This window comes from Streptomyces sp. NPDC008317, assembly GCF_042955955.1.
In the GTDB taxonomy this organism is placed as follows: domain Bacteria; phylum Actinomycetota; class Actinomycetes; order Streptomycetales; family Streptomycetaceae; genus Actinacidiphila.
Genome location: NZ_JBIBFQ010000006.1, coordinates 98,709 through 114,614, shown reverse-complemented (window position 1 = coordinate 114,614; position 15,906 = coordinate 98,709). Strand labels below are relative to the sequence as shown.

The following is a 15,906-nucleotide window of genomic DNA, read 5'->3' as shown; positions in this document are numbered from 1 at the left end:
GGGCCTCACCACCAGGGCAGAGCCAGGGCCTGTGGATAACTTGCCTGATCCGCCTGCCGCCGGGCCCGCGTCGGCAGCCGCCGATTCCGCGTCGATTCCGCGCCGACTCCGCCTCGACTCCGCGTCGGCGGCTGTCGGCCCCCGCGTCGGCCCCGCGTCGGCAGCCGCCGGGCTCAGTCGCCGGTCGCCGCCGCCCGCAGCTTCTCCGCCTGCTTCAGCGCGATCGCCGCCCGCAGCGTCGCCGTCTTGTGGTCGGCGCGCACCGTCTCGTACGCGGCGGTGGCGCCGCCGGACCTGACCACGGTGACCAGGACGACGCCCGCCGCGCCGCGCGCGGTGTCGGCGATCGTGTACGCCACCTCCTGGTCGCCCAGCGCGGGCCGGCCCGCGGGCGGCGCCACCGGGCGGACGGTGTAGGAGGTGACCCCGCCGTCGCGGGTGGCCTTGAAACCGCGGCAGGTCTTCAGCGCCGTGGTCAGCTCGTCCAGCACGGTCTCGGCGGTGCCGGGAGCGTAGGAGGCGATCACCTCCAGGCTGATCGCCTTCGCGTTCTTGTCCTTGTCCGCGGTGTCGGTGACCATCGCGCCGGTGTACACCTGCCGCGTGTGCTTGGGCCGGCTGCTCCACTGGTCGGCGACCGGCTGGCAGGCCGCGTTGTCGACCGTCGTGGCCGGGCCGAGGAGCTGCGTCTTGCTGCCCGCGGGCAGCACCTGGACGTGGGGGACGTCGGAGGACGTGAGCAGCGCGGAGGTGAGCTTGGCCGTCGACACCGCGCCGGACGCGCGGACCGGGCCCGGCTCCTTCTTCGCCTTGTCGTCGCCGCCCCCGCCGCCCCCGCAGGCCGCGGTGAGCGCGAGCACCGGCACCAGGGCGGCGGCCGCCAGTACGGCGGTCCGCGTGTGCGGGCCGCCGCGTCGCAGGTCAGCGGCCGACTCCCGGCTACCGGTCAGTAGGCGACTGCGTGCACGTATCGGCATCTGGTGTTCCCCTGTGTTGTGTCCGTCCCCGGGATCGCACGGGCGACGGTCCGTTGCCGCGCGACTTTACGGCACCAGGGGCGCGATTTCGCCTGTGGGGCCGCTCACAAAGAGGTGCGCGAAAGCGGCCCCGGGGTGTGCCCCGAGACGGTCCCCGCAGGCCCTTCAGCGGACGGTCACTTCGCCTGCGCCGCCTTCAGCTTCTCGCTCTGCTTGCGCGCGACGTCGATGGGCAGGGTGCCCGCGCCGCCCGCCGACTTCACCGACAGGTACGCGGTGATGGTGTCGCCGGTCCGCACCACGCTCACCAGGGCCGCGCCGGACTTCTTGTCCGCGGTGTCGGCCATCACATAGGAGACGGCCTCGTCGCCGGTCGGCACCGCGGGGCCCTTGGCGATGGTGAACGGCGTCTTGGTGCCGGTGTTGTCCGTCGCGGTGAAGCTCTTGCAGGTGCCCAGCGCCGTCTTCACCGACTCGATGACCTTCTCGGCGTCACCGGGCGCGTGACTGGCGACCAGCATCTGGTTGATCGCGTCGGGGGTGGCGCTCGACGTCGTCTTCGCGAAGGCCGCGCCGACGAACGCCTTGCGCGGGATCTTCGGCTTGCTGCTGGTGATGTCGGCGAGCGGCTGGCACGCGGGCTTGTCCGCGGTGAGCGTGGAGGTGTCGGCGGAGTCGTCGGTCTGCGAGACCTGGATCGTCCAGCCGGGCACGTCGGCCTCGGCGATCAGCGCCTTGGTGAGCTGAGCCTTGGTGAGCGCCGAGCCGTCCGACGGACTGTCGGCGCCGCTCGTCGGAGCGGAGGCCGAGGCGGAGCCCGTGGCCTTGCCGCCCTTGCCGTCGGCGTCCTTGGAGCCGTCGGACGAGCCGGAGCAGGCCGCGGCGAGGACGAGGGCGGGGAGCACGGCGGCGGCCAGGCGGAGCCGGGTCTTGCGCATGGGGGGTCACGTTCCCTGATCGGCGGCAGCGGGTCCGCGGGCGCGGACCGACTGCCGATACTCCCGCCATGTCGGGCGCGCGTCCATGCCGCGCCGAAGCTGTGTCGCGGCTGTGCGTGCCTGACGCCCCCGCGGGGCGCGGCCCCGCCGCCGACATGTGTTCGGGTAGCGCCGACCGGGGACCGGCCGTCACCCTGCGTCGACCGTCCGCGCCCGTACGACGATCGCCCGCGACCGCATGGCGGCCGGTTTTGTGCACATGCTGTGCCCGTGCTGCCGACGCTCCGTCACACGACGGTGACATGGCCCACACACGATGGGCGCGGTGCCGCGTCCGGCTTCCCGTCGCATGGCCTGTTTGGCACTCTGAACGACATACGGGGGATCGCCCGCCCAGGCGGGCGGATGGAGGGACGCACACAGATCATGACAAGTCAGACCCAGGCGGCGAGGGCCGCCGATCCGCGCTTGAGCTGGAGCGGTTCGGACGATCCGGTGGGCCCGCCGGTGCTGCGGCACCGCAGGGACGGCATCATGCCCGCGGTCGCCGCCGCGCTGCTGATCCGCGACGACGTGCTGACCTGCACCGGCGCCAAAGGTGAGCAACCGCCCGTACTGCACCCGATCGTTCAGGACTTCCTGGACGCGCTGCCGGTCGCGCAGCGGGAACGGTTCGCCGGGCGCTGTCCCGAACCGGTGCTCATTTCACGCCACTTGACGGCAGTCGAGGCAAACCGGGGCAAGCGTGCGTCCCGCAAGCCGCTCACCCAGGGTGAGGCCCGCAAGGCGCTGCGCGGGGCGAAGCTCACCTCGCGGCGCATCCGGGAGGACGGCGACCCGACGCACGGCGCGTACGCCCCGCCCTGCCGCTCGTGCGCGCCGCTGCTGTCGCACCTGGGGGTCAAGCCGGTGGATCCGGCGGCCGAAGGAGTATGAGCATCCCGATGGCGGGCACCACCCGTTTCCCGGTCGGCGTCGACGCCGCGCTGCGCGCCGCGGGCTGGCGGCCGGGGCGCTGGGACATCAAGCAGGCCGAGTTCTGGGCGGACCGGCTGCGGGCGTACGAGTCGCCGGGCGGCCACCGGCACGCCGTCTTCCCCGCCGCGGTCGAGGCGTGGGCGGAGTTCGGCGGCCTGCTGATCCCCGGCGCCTCGGGTCCCGGCCGGCAGATCGCCCCCACGGCCATCGCCGTCGACCCGCTGCGCGGCCTGCACCTGGCGCGGACCTTCGGCGACCTCGGCCGCGCCCTGGAGACCGACATCAGCCCGCTCGGCGAGGAACCCGCGTCCGGCGCGCTGCTCGCCATCGACGCCGAGGGCCGCGTCTACACCGTCGACCACACCGGCGACTGGTACGTGGGCCCCGACATCGACCGCGCGCTGACCGCCCTGATCGGCGGCGTACGCCCGGTGCGCCTCACGATGCACTGACCTTCGCCGGGTTGAGCCGCGATGCACTGACCTTCGGCGCGTTGAGCCGCGATGCACTGACCTTCGCCGGGTCGAGCCGCGAAAGACCGGCTCACGGCGTACCCGTCCACGACGGACCGCCCGCGTCCGCGGCCGTGGACGCGGGTGTTCCCCCGGTCATGACGACCCCTCAACTCCCGTACGTGTAAAGGACACCTTCGCGCGGTCGCGGCGATGTCCCCGACACGGGGATGAGCCTCAGGTAGCAGACCCCTAGGGGGAGGTACCTACTTTTGGTGGCCATCGGTTCGTACCGGCGGATGACGATCCCGGGCCGTCCGTTCCATACGGTCATGAGGCGGGGTGGGGACAGCCCCACCCACAAGACGGAGACCTCCCCCATCGTGCCGGGGGACGCCGCTCCGACAAGCTGAGCACACCGGCTCAACAGGGCCTGGTCAGGGCCCGCATCGACCTCACAGGAGATTCACGTGACAACGGCAGTGACGATTCCCAAGTCCGGGGGCAGCGGAGAGCGTCCGGCCGTTGCCGCAGCAGGCCGAGCGGTGACGAAGGCGTACGGCAGCGGCGAGACGCGCGTCCTGGCGCTCGACGCGGTGGACGTCGACATCGCGCGCGGCCGGTTCACCGCGATCATGGGCCCCTCGGGCTCCGGCAAGTCCACGCTGATGCACTGCCTGGCCGGGCTGGACACCGTGTCCGAGGGCCGGATCTGGATCGGCGACAACGAGATCACCACCCTCAAGGACAAGAAGCTCACCCAGCTCCGCCGGGACAAGATCGGCTTCATCTTCCAGTCCTTCAACCTGCTGCCGACGCTCAACGCGGCGGAGAACATCACGCTGCCCATGGACATCGCGGGCCGCAAGGTGGACCGCGACTGGTTCGACCGGGTGGTGGAGACCGTCGGTCTCGCCGGGCGCCTCAAGCACCGCCCCACGCAACTCTCCGGCGGTCAGCAGCAGCGCGTCGCGGTCGCCCGCGCCCTCGCCGCCCGCCCCGAGATCATCTTCGGTGACGAGCCGACCGGAAACCTCGACTCCCGCGCCGGCGCCGAAGTCCTCGGCTTCCTGCGCAAGTCGGTGGACGAGCTGGGCCAGACCATCGTGATGGTCACCCACGACCCGGTCGCCGCCTCCTACTCCGACCGCGTGCTGTACCTGGCGGACGGCCGGATCGTCGACGAGATGCAGAACCCGACCGCCGACGGCGTCCTGGAGCGCATGAAGTCCTTCGACGGTCGCGGGAGGACCTCGTGACCGTCCTGAAGACATCGGTGCGCAACTTCCTCGCGCACAAGGGACGCATGGCGCTGTCCGCCGTCGCCGTCCTGCTCTCGGTGGCGTTCGTGTGCGGCACGCTCGTGTTCACCGACACCATGACCGCCACCTTCGACAAGCTCTTCGGCTCCACCGCCTCCGACGTCACCATCAGCGCCAAGAAGGTCGACGACGCGCAGGAGACCGGACGGCCCGACACCGTGCCCGCCTCGCTCCAGCAGACCCTGCTCAAGGTGCCGGGCGTCGCCAAGTCCTACCCCGACGTCACCAGCGACCAGGTGACGGTCGCCGACGCGAACAACAAGAGCATCAGCCCGACCAGCGGCGCCCCGACCATCGTCAGCAACTGGGACCCGACCGAGACCAAGGCCGTCGAGCTGTCCTCGGGCAACACCCCGCGCGGGCCCACCGACGCGGTGATCGACGCCGACACCGCCGACAAGCACCACCTGAAGATCGGCGACACGCTGCGGGTCATCGCCGCGCCCGGCGACTTCCACGTCACGATCTCCGGCATCGTCACCTTCAAGACCACCAACCCCGGCGCGGCCGTCATCTACATCGAGACCGCCACCGCCCAGGCCAAGCTGCTCGGTGACAGCCACGCGTACACCGGCTACGGCCTGACCGCGGCCAAGGGCGTCACCGACGACCGCCTCAAGGCGGACGTCACGACGGCCATCGGCGCGGGCAAGTACACCGTCGACACCGCCGCCGAGACCAAGAAGAAGGACAAGGACGACGTCGGCAGCTTCCTGAACTTCATGAAGTACGCGATGCTCGGCTTCGCGGGCATCTCGGTCCTGGTCGGCATCTTCCTGATCGTCAACACCTTCTCCATGCTGGTCGCCCAGCGCACCCGCGAGATCGGCCTGATGCGGGCCCTCGGCTCCAGCCGCAAGCAGGTCAACCGGTCGGTGCTGGTCGAGGCGGTGCTGCTCGGCGTCGTCGGCTCGGTGCTCGGCATCGGCGGCGGCATCGGCCTGGCCATCGCCCTGATGAAGCTCATGGGCCAGGCGGGCATGAAGCTCGACACCTCCGAGCTGACCATCAAGGCCACCACCCCGATCGTCGGCCTGGCCATCGGCGTCATCGTCACCGTGATCTCCGCCTACATCCCGGCCCGCAGGGCCGGACGGATCTCCCCGATGGCCGCGCTGCGCGACGCGGGCACCCCCACCGACGCGAAGTCCGGCCGGATCCGCGCCGCGATCGGCGTCCTGGTCTGCGCGATCGGCGCCGTGGCGCTGGTCGGCGCGGGACAGTCGGACAAGGCGTCCTCCGGCGGCGGACTGCTGGGCCTGGGCGTGCTGTTCAGCCTGGTCGGCTTCGTGATCATCGGCCCGCTGCTGGCCGGTGTGATCGTACGAGCGGTCAGCGCGGTCATCCTGCGGTTCTTCGGACCGATGGGCCGCCTCGCGGAGCGCAACGCGCTGCGCAACCCGCGCCGTACCGGTGCCACCGCCTCCGCGCTGATGATCGGCCTCGCGCTGGTCGCCGGCATGTCGGTGGTCGGCTCGTCCATGGTGGCCTCCGCCGACGACCAGCTCGACAAGTCGGTCGGCGCGGACTTCATCCTCCAGCCCGACGGCGGCCAGCCGCTGACCCCCGCCCTGGTCGCGGCGATCAAGTCGGCCTCCCACATGGAGCACTTCACCGAGTACGCGGGCGTCAACGCCAAGGTCACGCTGCCCGACGGCAAGACGGTCACCAAGCAGTTCAGCGCGGTCAGCCCGACCTACGCCGACGACCTGCGGCTCAAGACGGTCAAGGGCAATCTGAAGGACGCGTACGCGAAGAACGGCATGTCCGTCAACGAGGCGTACGCCAAGGACCACCACATCAAGATCGGTGACGAGCTGCCGGTGACGATGATTGGCGGCACGCCGACCAAGCTCCGCGTCAACGTCATCACCAGCGACGACACCACGGTCGACCACGGCGCCTGGTACACCAACCTGGCCACCGCCAAGCAGTACCTCCCGGCGGACAAGCAGCCGCTCGACCAGATCATGTTCGCCAAGGCCGTCGACGGCCAGGCCAAGGAGGCGGGCGCCTCGCTCACCGCGGCCGTCAAGGACTACCCGCAGCTCAAGGTCCGCGACCAGTCCGACTTCAAGGACCTCATCCACAAGCAGGTCAACCAGCTCCTGTACATGATCTACGGGCTGCTCGGCCTCGCGATCATCGTCGCCATCCTGGGCGTGGTGAACACCCTCGCCCTGTCGGTGGTTGAGCGCACCCGGGAGATCGGCCTGATGCGGGCGATCGGCACCTCCCGGCGCCAGCTGCGCCGGATGATCCGCCTCGAATCGGTGGTCATCGCGCTCTTCGGCGCGCTGGTCGGCCTCGGTCTCGGCCTCGGCTGGGGCACCACGGGACAGAAGGTGCTGGCCTCCCAGGGCCTCGGCGTCCTCCAGATCCCGTGGACGACGATCATCCTGGTCTTCATCGGCTCCGCGGTCGTCGGCCTGCTGGCCGCGCTGCTCCCGGCCTTCCGGGCCGGGCGGATGAACGTACTGAACGCGATCGCCACGGACTGACGCCGCCGGTCACACCGGCCGGTGGCGCAGGTCACCACAGACGCGGCCCCGGAAGCGCAACCCCCCGCGCTCCGGGGCCGCCCGCGCGTCCCGCACCCCGGTCCGTCCCCCCGCCGGGCGTCCCCGCCCACGGGCTCCGCGGCCCCGCGGCTCACGCGATGGCCTGTGGCTGTCGGCGGTACGTCGTACGCTGGAGGTACCCCCGGCCCGTGACACGTGTCGGGTGCTTCGCGTTGCCTCTGCCCCGGGACGGAAAACCCCTCATGAGTCTGAACGGTCTGGTCGACGTCGTCGTCGAGGACGCCGCCCTCGCGGAAGCGGTGGAGGCCGCCGCCTCCGGCGCCCGGCCGATGGTGGACCTGGTGGGGCCGCCCGCCGCGCGTCCGCTGGCCATCGCGGCGCTCGCGGCCCGCGCGCACCGCACCGTACTGGCGGTCACGGCGACCGGCCGCGAGGCGGAGGACCTGGCCGCCGCGCTGCGCACCCTGCTGCCGCCGGACGCCGTCGCCGAGTACCCGGCGTGGGAGACGCTGCCGCACGAGCGGCTGTCCCCGCGCAGCGACACCGTAGGCCGCCGCCTGGCCGTCCTGCGCCGCCTGGCGCACCCGCGGGCCGACGACGCGGCGACCGGACCCGTACAGGTCGTGGTCGCCCCCATCAGGTCCGTGCTGCAACCGCAGGTCAAGGGCCTGGGCGACCTGGAGCCCGTCGCCTTGCGGACCGGGCAGAGCGCCGACCTGGGCACCGTCACCGAGGGCCTGGCGGCAGCCGCGTACTCCCGCGTCGAGCTGGTCGAGAAGCGCGGCGAATTCGCGGTGCGCGGCGGCATCCTCGACGTCTTCCCGCCGACCGAGGAGCACCCGCTGCGAGTGGAGTTCTGGGGCGACGACGTCGAGGAGATCCGCTACTTCAAGGTCGCCGACCAACGCTCCCTCGAAGTCGCCGAGCACGGCCTGTGGGCGCCGCCCTGCCGCGAGCTGCTCCTCACCGACCAGGTGAAGGAGCGGGCCGCGGCGCTGTCGGTCGCCCACCCCGAGCTGCACGAGCTGCTGGACAAGATCGCCGAGGGCATCGCGGTGGAGGGCATGGAGTCCCTGGCCCCGGTGCTGGTCGACGACATGGAGCTGCTGCTCGACGTGCTCCCGGCGGGCAGCATGGCCGTGGTGTGCGACCCGGAGCGGGTCCGTACCCGCGCCGCCGACCTGGTGGCGACCTCCCGCGAATTCCTGGAGGCGTCCTGGGCGGCGTCGGCCGGCGGCGGCGAGGCGCCGATCGACCTGGGCGCGGCCTCGCTGTGGTCGATCGCCGACGTGCGCGACCGGGCCCGCGAGCTGGGCGTCCCCTGGTGGTCGGTGAGCCCCTTCGCGGCCGACGAGGCCGACGACCTGGCCGCCGACACCCTCAAGCTGGGCATGCACGCGCCCGAGCTGTACCGCGGCGACACCGCACGCGCGCTCGCCGACACCAAGGGCTGGCTGGCCGACGGCTGGCGCACCGTCTACGTCACCGAGGGCCAGGGCCCGGCCGCCCGCGTGGTGGAGGTGCTGGGCGGCGAGGGCATCGCGGCCCGCCTCGACATCGAGCTGGCCGACCTCGCGGCGTCCGTGGTCCACGTGGCAACCGGCTCCATCGAGCACGGCTTCATCGACCCGGCGCTCAAGCTCGCGGTGCTCACCGAGACCGACCTGTCGGGGCAGCGCTCGTCCACCAAGGACATGGGCCGGATGCCGTCCCGGCGGCGCAAGACCATCGACCCGCTCACCCTCCAGGCGGGCGACTACATCGTGCACGAGCAGCACGGCGTCGGCCGCTATGTGGAGATGGTGCAGCGCACCGTGCAGGGCGCCACCCGCGAGTACCTGCTGGTCGAGTACGCGCCCGCCAAGCGCGGCCAGCCGGGCGACCGGCTCTTCGTCCCCACCGACCAGCTCGAACAGGTCACCAAGTACGTCGGCGGCGAGGCCCCCTCGCTGCACCGGCTCGGCGGCGCGGACTGGACGAAGACCAAGGCGCGGGCGAAGAAGGCGGTCAAGGAGATCGCCGCCGACCTGATCAAGCTGTACTCGGCGCGGATGGCCGCCCCCGGCTACACCTTCGGGCCCGACACCCCCTGGCAGCGCGAGCTGGAGGACGCCTTCCCGTACGCGGAGACGCCCGACCAGCTCACCACCATCGCCGAGGTCAAGGAGGACATGGAGAAGTCCGTCCCCATGGACCGGCTGATCTGCGGCGACGTCGGCTACGGCAAGACCGAGATCGCCGTGAGGGCGGCCTTCAAGGCCGTGCAGGACGGCAAGCAGGTCGCCGTGCTGGTGCCGACCACGCTGCTGGTGCAGCAGCACATGGGCACCTTCGCCGAGCGGTACGCGCAGTTCCCGGTCAAGGTGCGGGCGCTGTCGCGGTTCCAGACCGACAGCGAGGCCAAGGCCACCATCGAGGGGCTGCGGGACGGCACCGTGGACCTGGTGATCGGCACCCACCGGCTCTTCTCCTCCGAGACGAAGTTCAAGGACCTGGGCCTGGTCATCGTCGACGAGGAGCAGCGCTTCGGCGTCGAGCACAAGGAGCAGCTCAAGAAGCTGCGGGCCAACGTGGACGTGCTGACCATGTCCGCCACCCCGATCCCGCGCACCCTGGAGATGGCGGTCACCGGCATCCGCGAGATGTCCACCATCACCACCCCGCCGGAGGAGCGGCACCCGGTGCTGACCTTCGTCGGCCCGTACGAGGAGCGGCAGATCGGCGCCGCGATCCGGCGTGAACTGCTGCGCGAGGGCCAGGTCTTCTACATCCACAACCGGGTGGAGTCGATCGACCGGGCGGCGGCGCGGCTGCGCGCCATCGTGCCGGAGGCGCGGATCGCCACCGCGCACGGGCAGATGGGGGAGTCGCAGCTCGAACAGGTCGTGGTCGACTTCTGGGAGAAGCGGTTCGACGTGCTGGTGTCCACCACGATCGTGGAGTCGGGCATCGACATCGCCAACGCCAACACCCTGATCGTGGAGCGCGGCGACACCTTCGGGCTCAGCCAGCTCCACCAGTTGCGCGGGCGCGTCGGCCGCTCGCGCGAGCGCGGCTACGCGTATTTCCTGTACCCGCCGGAGAAGCCGCTGACCGAGACCGCGCACGAGCGGCTCGCCACCATCGCCCAGCACACCGAGATGGGCGCGGGCATGTACGTCGCCATGAAGGACCTGGAGATCCGCGGCGCGGGCAATCTGCTGGGCGGCGAGCAGTCCGGGCACATCGCGGGCGTCGGATTCGACCTGTACGTACGGATGGTGGGCGAGGCCGTCGCCGACTACCGCTCGGCGCTGGAGAGCGGCGGCGAGCCGGAGGAGACGCTGCTCGACGTGAAGATCGAGCTGCCGGTGGACGCGCACGTCCCGCACGACTACGCGCCGGGCGAGCGGCTGCGGCTCCAGGCGTACCGGGCCATCGCGGCGGCCAACACGGCCGAGGACATCGCGGCGGTCCGCGAGGAGCTGACCGACCGCTACGGCAAGCTGCCGGAGCCGGTGGAGAATCTGCTGCTGGTGGCGGGGCTGCGGATGCTGGCCCGCAAGGTCGGCGTCAGCGACATCACCCTCCAGGGCGTCAACGTCCGTTTCGGCCCGGTGGAGTTGCGCGAGTCGCAGGAGCTGCGGCTGAACCGGCTCTACCCGCGCACGGTGCTCAAGCACGCGACGAAGCAGATCCTCGTCCCGCGTCCGACGACGGCGCGGATCGGCGGCAAGCCGGTGGTGGGACGCGAACTGCTGGAGTGGACGGCGGAGTTCCTGACGACGGTGCTGGACAACTAGGGCTGTTCCAGCCGGTTTCCCACCGCCCGGCGGACGTTCAATGGTCTGGACCTTGACAGGTCCAGACCATTCCGCTTGAGTCTGTCCCGACCCCACTCGAACCCCCACAAGGAGTGGTCACGTGTCGAGACAACGGCTCATAGCGTTCCTCACCGCACTCGCGGTCGCGATAGGGATCGCCATCCTCGTACCGCTGGCGTCCACCGCCTCCGCCGCGGGCTGCTCCACCGCGTGGAACTCGTCGTCGGTGTACACCGGCGGCATGGGCGCGTCGTACAACAGCCACAACTGGCTGGCGAAGTGGTGGACCCAGGGCGAGACGCCAGGCGCCGCCGACGTCTGGTCGGACCAGGGCGCCTGTACCGGCGGTTCGGGCGGCACCGGCGGCACCACGGGCGGCACCGGCGGGACCTGCAACTACCCGGCGTGGGTCCAGGGCCACAACTACGTCGCCGGTGACATCGTCAAGTACAGCAACGGCAACTACTACAAGGCCTCCCACGACAACCCGGGCTACGACCCCACCATCAGCACCTGGTACTGGGACCCGTTCGGCTGCAACGGCGGCGGTACGACCACCCCGCCCGGCAACCCGAGCGGATTCGTCGTCACCGAGGCCCAGTTCAACCAGATGTTCCCGAACCGGAACTCCTTCTACACCTACAGCGGCCTGACCGCGGCGCTCAGCGCGTACCCCGGTTTCGCGAACACCGGCAGCGACACGGTGAAGAAGCAGGAGGCCGCGGCCTTCCTCGCCAACGTCAGCCACGAGACCGGCGGCCTCGTCTACATCGTCGAGCAGAACACCGCGAACTACTCGCACTACTGCGACACGAGCCAGTCCTACGGCTGCCCGGCCGGACAGTCCGCGTACTACGGCCGCGGGCCGATCCAGTTGAGCTGGAACTTCAACTACAAGGCCGCGGGCGACGCGCTCGGCATCGACCTGCTGCACAACCCCAACCTGGTGCAGACCGACTCGGCCGTCGCCTGGAAGACCGGCCTGTGGTACTGGAACACCCAGACCGGCCCCGGCACCATGACCCCGCACAACGCCATGGTCAACGGCGCCGGATTCGGTGAGACCATCCGCAGCATCAACGGCAGCATCGAGTGCAACGGCGGCAACCCCGCGCAGGTGCAGAGCCGGGTCAACTCCTACCAGAGCTTCGTCTCGATCCTCGGAGTCCCGGCGGGCAACAACCTGAGCTGCTGACCCGGCGTCGCCCCACGGACGCACGCAAGGCCGTACGCACGCAAGGCCGTACACAGGTAAGGCCGTACGCGCCCAGCCCGTACGCACGCTTCATCCGACGCGCCCCGCTCACCACGAGCGGGGCGCGTTAGTGTGAGCGGCTGTGACGATCACCGGAGCGGGGACGAACGTACGGCCGCTGGCGGCGGGACAGCGCGCGCGGCTGCTGGTCGGGGACATCGACGGCGGCGAGCCGCGCCTGGTGTACGAGACGGCGGACAGCGCGCTGGAGGCGCCGAACTGGTCGCCGGACGGCCGCTGGCTGGTCTTCAACCAGGACGGGCTGCTGCTGCGGATCGCCCCCGACGGCGGGGCGCCCGAGGTCATCGACACCGGCGGCATCACGGACGCCAACAACGACCATGTGCTCTCGCCGGACGGCGGCACGGTCTATCTGTCGGCGGGCGACGGGCACATCCACGCCGTGCCGTTCGAGGGCGGACCCGCGCGCCGGGTCACCAACGACCGCGGCCCCGGACCCTTCCGGCACTTCCTGCACGGCGTCTCGCCCGACGGCCGCACGCTGGCGTACGTGGGCGTCGAGCCGTACGGCGGCGACGAGTGGGGCTACCGCAACATCTTCACCGTCCCCGCGGCCGGCGGCCCCGACACCCGGCTGACGGACTCTCCCGCGCCCGCGGACGGCCCGGAGTTCAGCCCCGACGGGGCCTGGATCTACTTCAACTCCGAGCACGGCGCGACCGTCCCCGGCCACGCCCAGCTCTTCCGGATGCGGCCGGACGGCACCGAGTTGACGCGGCTCACCTCGGACGCGCGCGTCAACTGGTTTCCGCACCTGTCACCCGATGGACGACACGTCCTCTACATCAGCTTCCCGCCCGGCACCGAGGGGCACCCGGCCGACCGCGACGTCGTCCTGCGCGTCATGGACCCGGACGGCGGCGCCCCGCGTGACGTCCTGGCCTTCCCCGGCGGCCAGGGCAGCCTCAACGTCAACAGCTGGGCCCCGGACAGCCGCCGCTTCGCCTACGTCGACTACCCGACGGCCTGAGCCGGTCCCGCTGCGCCCGACGCGCCCGGCCCTAGCCGTTCGGCGGGCTCGTCCGGTGCATGATCACATAGCCCTCGGCGTTGACGATCTGCTGATATTCGGCGTTCGGGTGGAGCTGCTTGGCGTAGGTGAGCGGATCGGGCACCCAGCCGGAGGAGTTGTCGATCACGATGTAGTCCGGGCTGATGCCCTGCGTGTCGCCGACCCAGTACACCGTGGTCCGGTGGACGAGACGGCTGATCGGCCCGACGTTCGCCTCCACCGAGGAGCCGCTGGGCACCGTCTCGAGCAGCTTCTCCACGGCCTTGGTGTGCGCGTCGACCTTGTAGGTGTCGGAGTGGCTGAGCGAGGCCAGCGGCATCGTCAAGGTGAGCGCCAGCGCGGCGCCCGCCGCCGCCGCGGGCAGCCCCGAGGCGTAGGAGCGCAGCCAGGGCCGCGGGCTCCTGCGGGAGAGCGCCGCCGCGTCCACGAGGGCGAGGAAGACCACCGGCATCAGCACCGCGCTGTAGTGCCAGTCGGTGCCCCAGTAGTGGTCGTCGTGCGAGATGAACCGCCAGCCGATGGTCGGCAGCGCGGCCAGCAGCAGCGGCGAACGCAGCGCCAGCAGGCCGGTGGTCGGCAGCAGAATCCACAGCAGGGTGTGCACGGCGGTGCCGAACGGGATGTGCCCCGGCATCGGCGCCCCGTTGCCGTTCAGCTTGTTCCAGTAGTCGTATCCGCCCGCGCTGTTGAACGCCGGGATGATCACCGCGAAGGCGAGCGCGGAGGCCAGCACCCCGAGGCTGACCAGCCCCAGCGCGTACGGCCCGTACCGCATGCCGTCGCTGAGCCGCGGCGGCTCCTCGGCCCGCGTCCCGCTCCCGTCGGCCTCCGGGGCCTCCGGGGCCTCGCCGCCGTCGGCGCGCGGCGCCGGGACGACGTCCTCGCCCCGCGCGGACCCGGACCCGCCGACGGCCCCGGACCCGCCGACCGGCCCCGCCCCTGACGACGCCCCGGACATGGCCCCGGACCCGGCGTCCGGCTCGGTCTCCTTGCGGGTCCGCAGCCACACGATCGCGCCGATCGCGGCGGCCGTGACGCCCATGTCCTCCTTGACGAAGATCAGCGGCAGCGCCCACCACATCGCCGGCGCCCACTTCCTGCGCAGCACCGCCTCCAGCGAGAACGCCAGCAGCGGCATCGCGAAGGCGATCTCGTGGAAGTCGAACTCGACCGCCCGCTGCACGCCCCACGACAGCCCGTACGCCACGCCGACCGCCAGTCCGCGCCCGCGGCCCAGCAGATGGGCGGCGCCCCGGGTCACGGGCACGATCGACAGCGCGAACAGCAGCGCCTGCGCGACCAGCAGCGTCACCGGGCTCGGGAACACCCGGTAGAAGGGGGCGATCAGGGCGGTGATCGGACTGAAGTGGTCACCGAGGATGTTGAAGCCGGGGCCCTTGAGGTCGGCGACCGGCGCGTGGAAGTGCGCGTAGGAGCCGACCGCCTGCTCGAAGATGCCCAGGTCCCACGACATCGTGAGCATCCGCCGGTAGCGGGTGACCGACAGCGCGAGGAACGCCGCGAAGAAGACCGTGGCCAGCAGATACGGGTCGACGCGCGGCCCGATGCCGCCGAGCCTGAAGCCGGTCGTCGGCGCGTCGTCGACCGTGGTGCCGCCGGGCGCGGCGGCTCTGGTGTCCTGCGCCGGTATGACGGCCTCGGCCCTGTCCATCGTCGGTCCTCCCGCGGAAGCTGGGTCGGGGTCTGCCGGAAAAGATACGGGACGCGGCTGTGCCGGGGGCACTCCTGAACCCGCCATCCCCACTCACCTCCGCCACTCGCGTCCCGGCACCACGGGCCCGCCGCTCCCGGCGGACCGGCGCGGCCCCGCGGTGTCCGTCCCGTATGCACCGTTATGCGGTGCTTCACCGCGAGAAAGATACCCCTCGGCCGCCGCTGTCCCGGCGGCCCGCGCCGCATATGCTGCCCGCCGTGAAAACGTGGACGAACGCGCATCGGCTCTGGATACTCCTCGCGGGCGCCGCGGCCGTGGCGGTGGCCGCCACCGTGACCGCCCTGGTCCTGACGTCCTCCGGCCCCGGCAAGGAGCGGGCCCTGCCGCCGACCCGGGCGCGTACGTACACCGACCAGCAGGCGTGTCTGCTCACCGGGGAGCGCGGTCTGGCGGACCCGGCGGCGGCGCCGGTGTGGGCGGGGATGCGGGACGCCTCGGCGGGGACGCACGCGAAGGTCAGCTATCTGGCGATGGCGGGGGAGCAGAGCGCGGCGGCGGCCGGGCCCTATCTGGCGACCCTGGCCGACCGGAAGTGCACGGTCGTCCTGACGGTCGGCGCGGCCCCCGACGGGGCGGTCCCGGCGGCGGGACCGAAGTTCCCCGGCACGCGCTTCGTCGTCGTGAGGGAGAAGGCCGTGGGGGAGAAGGCGGGCGGTACGGGCGGTACGGCTGACGCGCCCGGTGCGAATGTCACCGCCGTGCCCGGGGGCTCCGCCGCGAGCACGCGCAAGGCGGTCGAGGCCGCCGTGACCGACGCGCTGCGTCACTGAGGCGTCGCTGAGACGTCGCTGAGACGTCGTTGAGGGGGTCCGCCGGGAGGCCCGCGCGGGCTTGACCTCTCTTGCCCAAAAGCAGGGCGAAAGGCGGACCAAACCCCTCCATCGTAAAGAT

11 protein-coding genes are annotated in these 15,906 nt (G+C 71.6%); 8 read left to right on the top strand and 3 right to left on the bottom strand.

Annotation, left to right across the window (positions count from 1 at the left end; translation table 11 throughout):
* Positions 1-173 precede the first annotated feature (173 nt).
* Positions 174-977 (bottom strand): hypothetical protein, encoded by an 804-nt coding sequence (locus ACFY9V_RS20665; RefSeq protein ID WP_391162305.1) that lies wholly within the window; start codon positions 975-977, stop codon positions 174-176.
* A gap of 176 nt (positions 978-1,153) precedes the next feature.
* The gene (locus ACFY9V_RS20660; protein WP_355346847.1) at positions 1,154-1,915 is read right to left on the bottom strand and encodes a hypothetical protein; all 762 of its coding nucleotides are present in this window, start codon (positions 1,913-1,915) and stop codon (positions 1,154-1,156) included.
* A 426-nt stretch (positions 1,916-2,341) separates the two neighbouring features.
* On the opposite strand from ACFY9V_RS20660, the gene ACFY9V_RS20655 reads away from it, so the two are divergent.
* From ACFY9V_RS20655 to ACFY9V_RS20625, 7 genes are all read left to right on the top strand, one after another.
* Positions 2,342-2,851 carry a YwqJ-related putative deaminase gene (locus tag ACFY9V_RS20655; RefSeq protein WP_391162557.1) on the top strand — a complete coding sequence of 170 codons (510 nt, stop codon included), beginning with the start codon at positions 2,342-2,344 and terminating at the stop codon, positions 2,849-2,851.
* Positions 2,848-3,345, top strand: coding sequence for an SUKH-3 domain-containing protein (locus tag ACFY9V_RS20650; RefSeq protein WP_355346853.1), 498 nt, complete (start codon positions 2,848-2,850; stop codon positions 3,343-3,345). The genes ACFY9V_RS20655 and ACFY9V_RS20650 overlap by 4 nt, the downstream gene beginning before the upstream one ends.
* 470 nt (positions 3,346-3,815) lie before the next feature.
* Entirely contained in the window at positions 3,816-4,604 is a 789-nt protein-coding gene (locus ACFY9V_RS20645; RefSeq protein WP_391162304.1) for an ATP-binding cassette domain-containing protein, read from the top strand.
* Positions 4,601-7,168, top strand: coding sequence for an FtsX-like permease family protein (locus tag ACFY9V_RS20640; RefSeq protein ID WP_391051633.1), 2,568 nt, complete (start codon positions 4,601-4,603; stop codon positions 7,166-7,168). Before ACFY9V_RS20645 ends, ACFY9V_RS20640 begins: the two co-directional genes overlap by 4 nt.
* Positions 7,169-7,431: 263 nt before the next feature.
* Positions 7,432-10,971 (top strand): transcription-repair coupling factor, encoded by a 3,540-nt coding sequence (gene mfd / locus ACFY9V_RS20635; protein ID WP_355346860.1) that lies wholly within the window; start codon positions 7,432-7,434, stop codon positions 10,969-10,971.
* A gap of 121 nt (positions 10,972-11,092) precedes the next feature.
* Positions 11,093-12,187 carry a glycoside hydrolase family 19 protein gene (locus tag ACFY9V_RS20630; protein ID WP_355346863.1) on the top strand — a complete coding sequence of 365 codons (1,095 nt, stop codon included), beginning with the start codon at positions 11,093-11,095 and terminating at the stop codon, positions 12,185-12,187.
* Positions 12,188-12,329: 142 nt separating this feature from the next.
* The gene (locus ACFY9V_RS20625; protein ID WP_391162302.1) at positions 12,330-13,238 is read left to right on the top strand and encodes a TolB family protein; all 909 of its coding nucleotides are present in this window, start codon (positions 12,330-12,332) and stop codon (positions 13,236-13,238) included.
* Positions 13,239-13,269: 31 nt separating this feature from the next.
* On the opposite strand, the gene ACFY9V_RS20620 is transcribed toward ACFY9V_RS20625, so the two are convergent.
* Complete coding sequence (locus ACFY9V_RS20620; protein WP_391162301.1) at positions 13,270-14,952, bottom strand: DUF2079 domain-containing protein; 1,683 nt, start codon at positions 14,950-14,952, stop codon at positions 13,270-13,272.
* 260 nt (positions 14,953-15,212) lie between these two features.
* On the opposite strand from ACFY9V_RS20620, the gene ACFY9V_RS20615 reads away from it, so the two are divergent.
* On the top strand, positions 15,213-15,785 hold the full coding sequence (locus tag ACFY9V_RS20615; RefSeq protein WP_391162300.1) for a hypothetical protein: 573 nt from the start codon (positions 15,213-15,215) through the stop codon (positions 15,783-15,785).
* The last annotated feature ends 121 nt before the right edge of the window (positions 15,786-15,906 follow it).

Bases quoted from the DNA above. Each gene is read 5' to 3' on its own strand.
- ACFY9V_RS20660 (WP_355346847.1), bottom strand. From the start codon at position 1,915: ATGCGCAAGACCCGGCTCCGCCTGGCCGCCGCCGTGCTCCCCGCCCTC.
- ACFY9V_RS20665 (WP_391162305.1), bottom strand. From the start codon at position 977: ATGCCGATACGTGCACGCAGTCGCCTACTGACCGGTAGCCGGGAGTCG.
- ACFY9V_RS20655 (WP_391162557.1), top strand. From the start codon at position 2,342: ATGACAAGTCAGACCCAGGCGGCGAGGGCCGCCGATCCGCGCTTGAGC.
- ACFY9V_RS20650 (WP_355346853.1), top strand. From the start codon at position 2,848: ATGAGCATCCCGATGGCGGGCACCACCCGTTTCCCGGTCGGCGTCGAC.
- mfd (WP_355346860.1), top strand. From the start codon at position 7,432: ATGAGTCTGAACGGTCTGGTCGACGTCGTCGTCGAGGACGCCGCCCTC.
- ACFY9V_RS20620 (WP_391162301.1), bottom strand. From the start codon at position 14,952: ATGGACAGGGCCGAGGCCGTCATACCGGCGCAGGACACCAGAGCCGCC.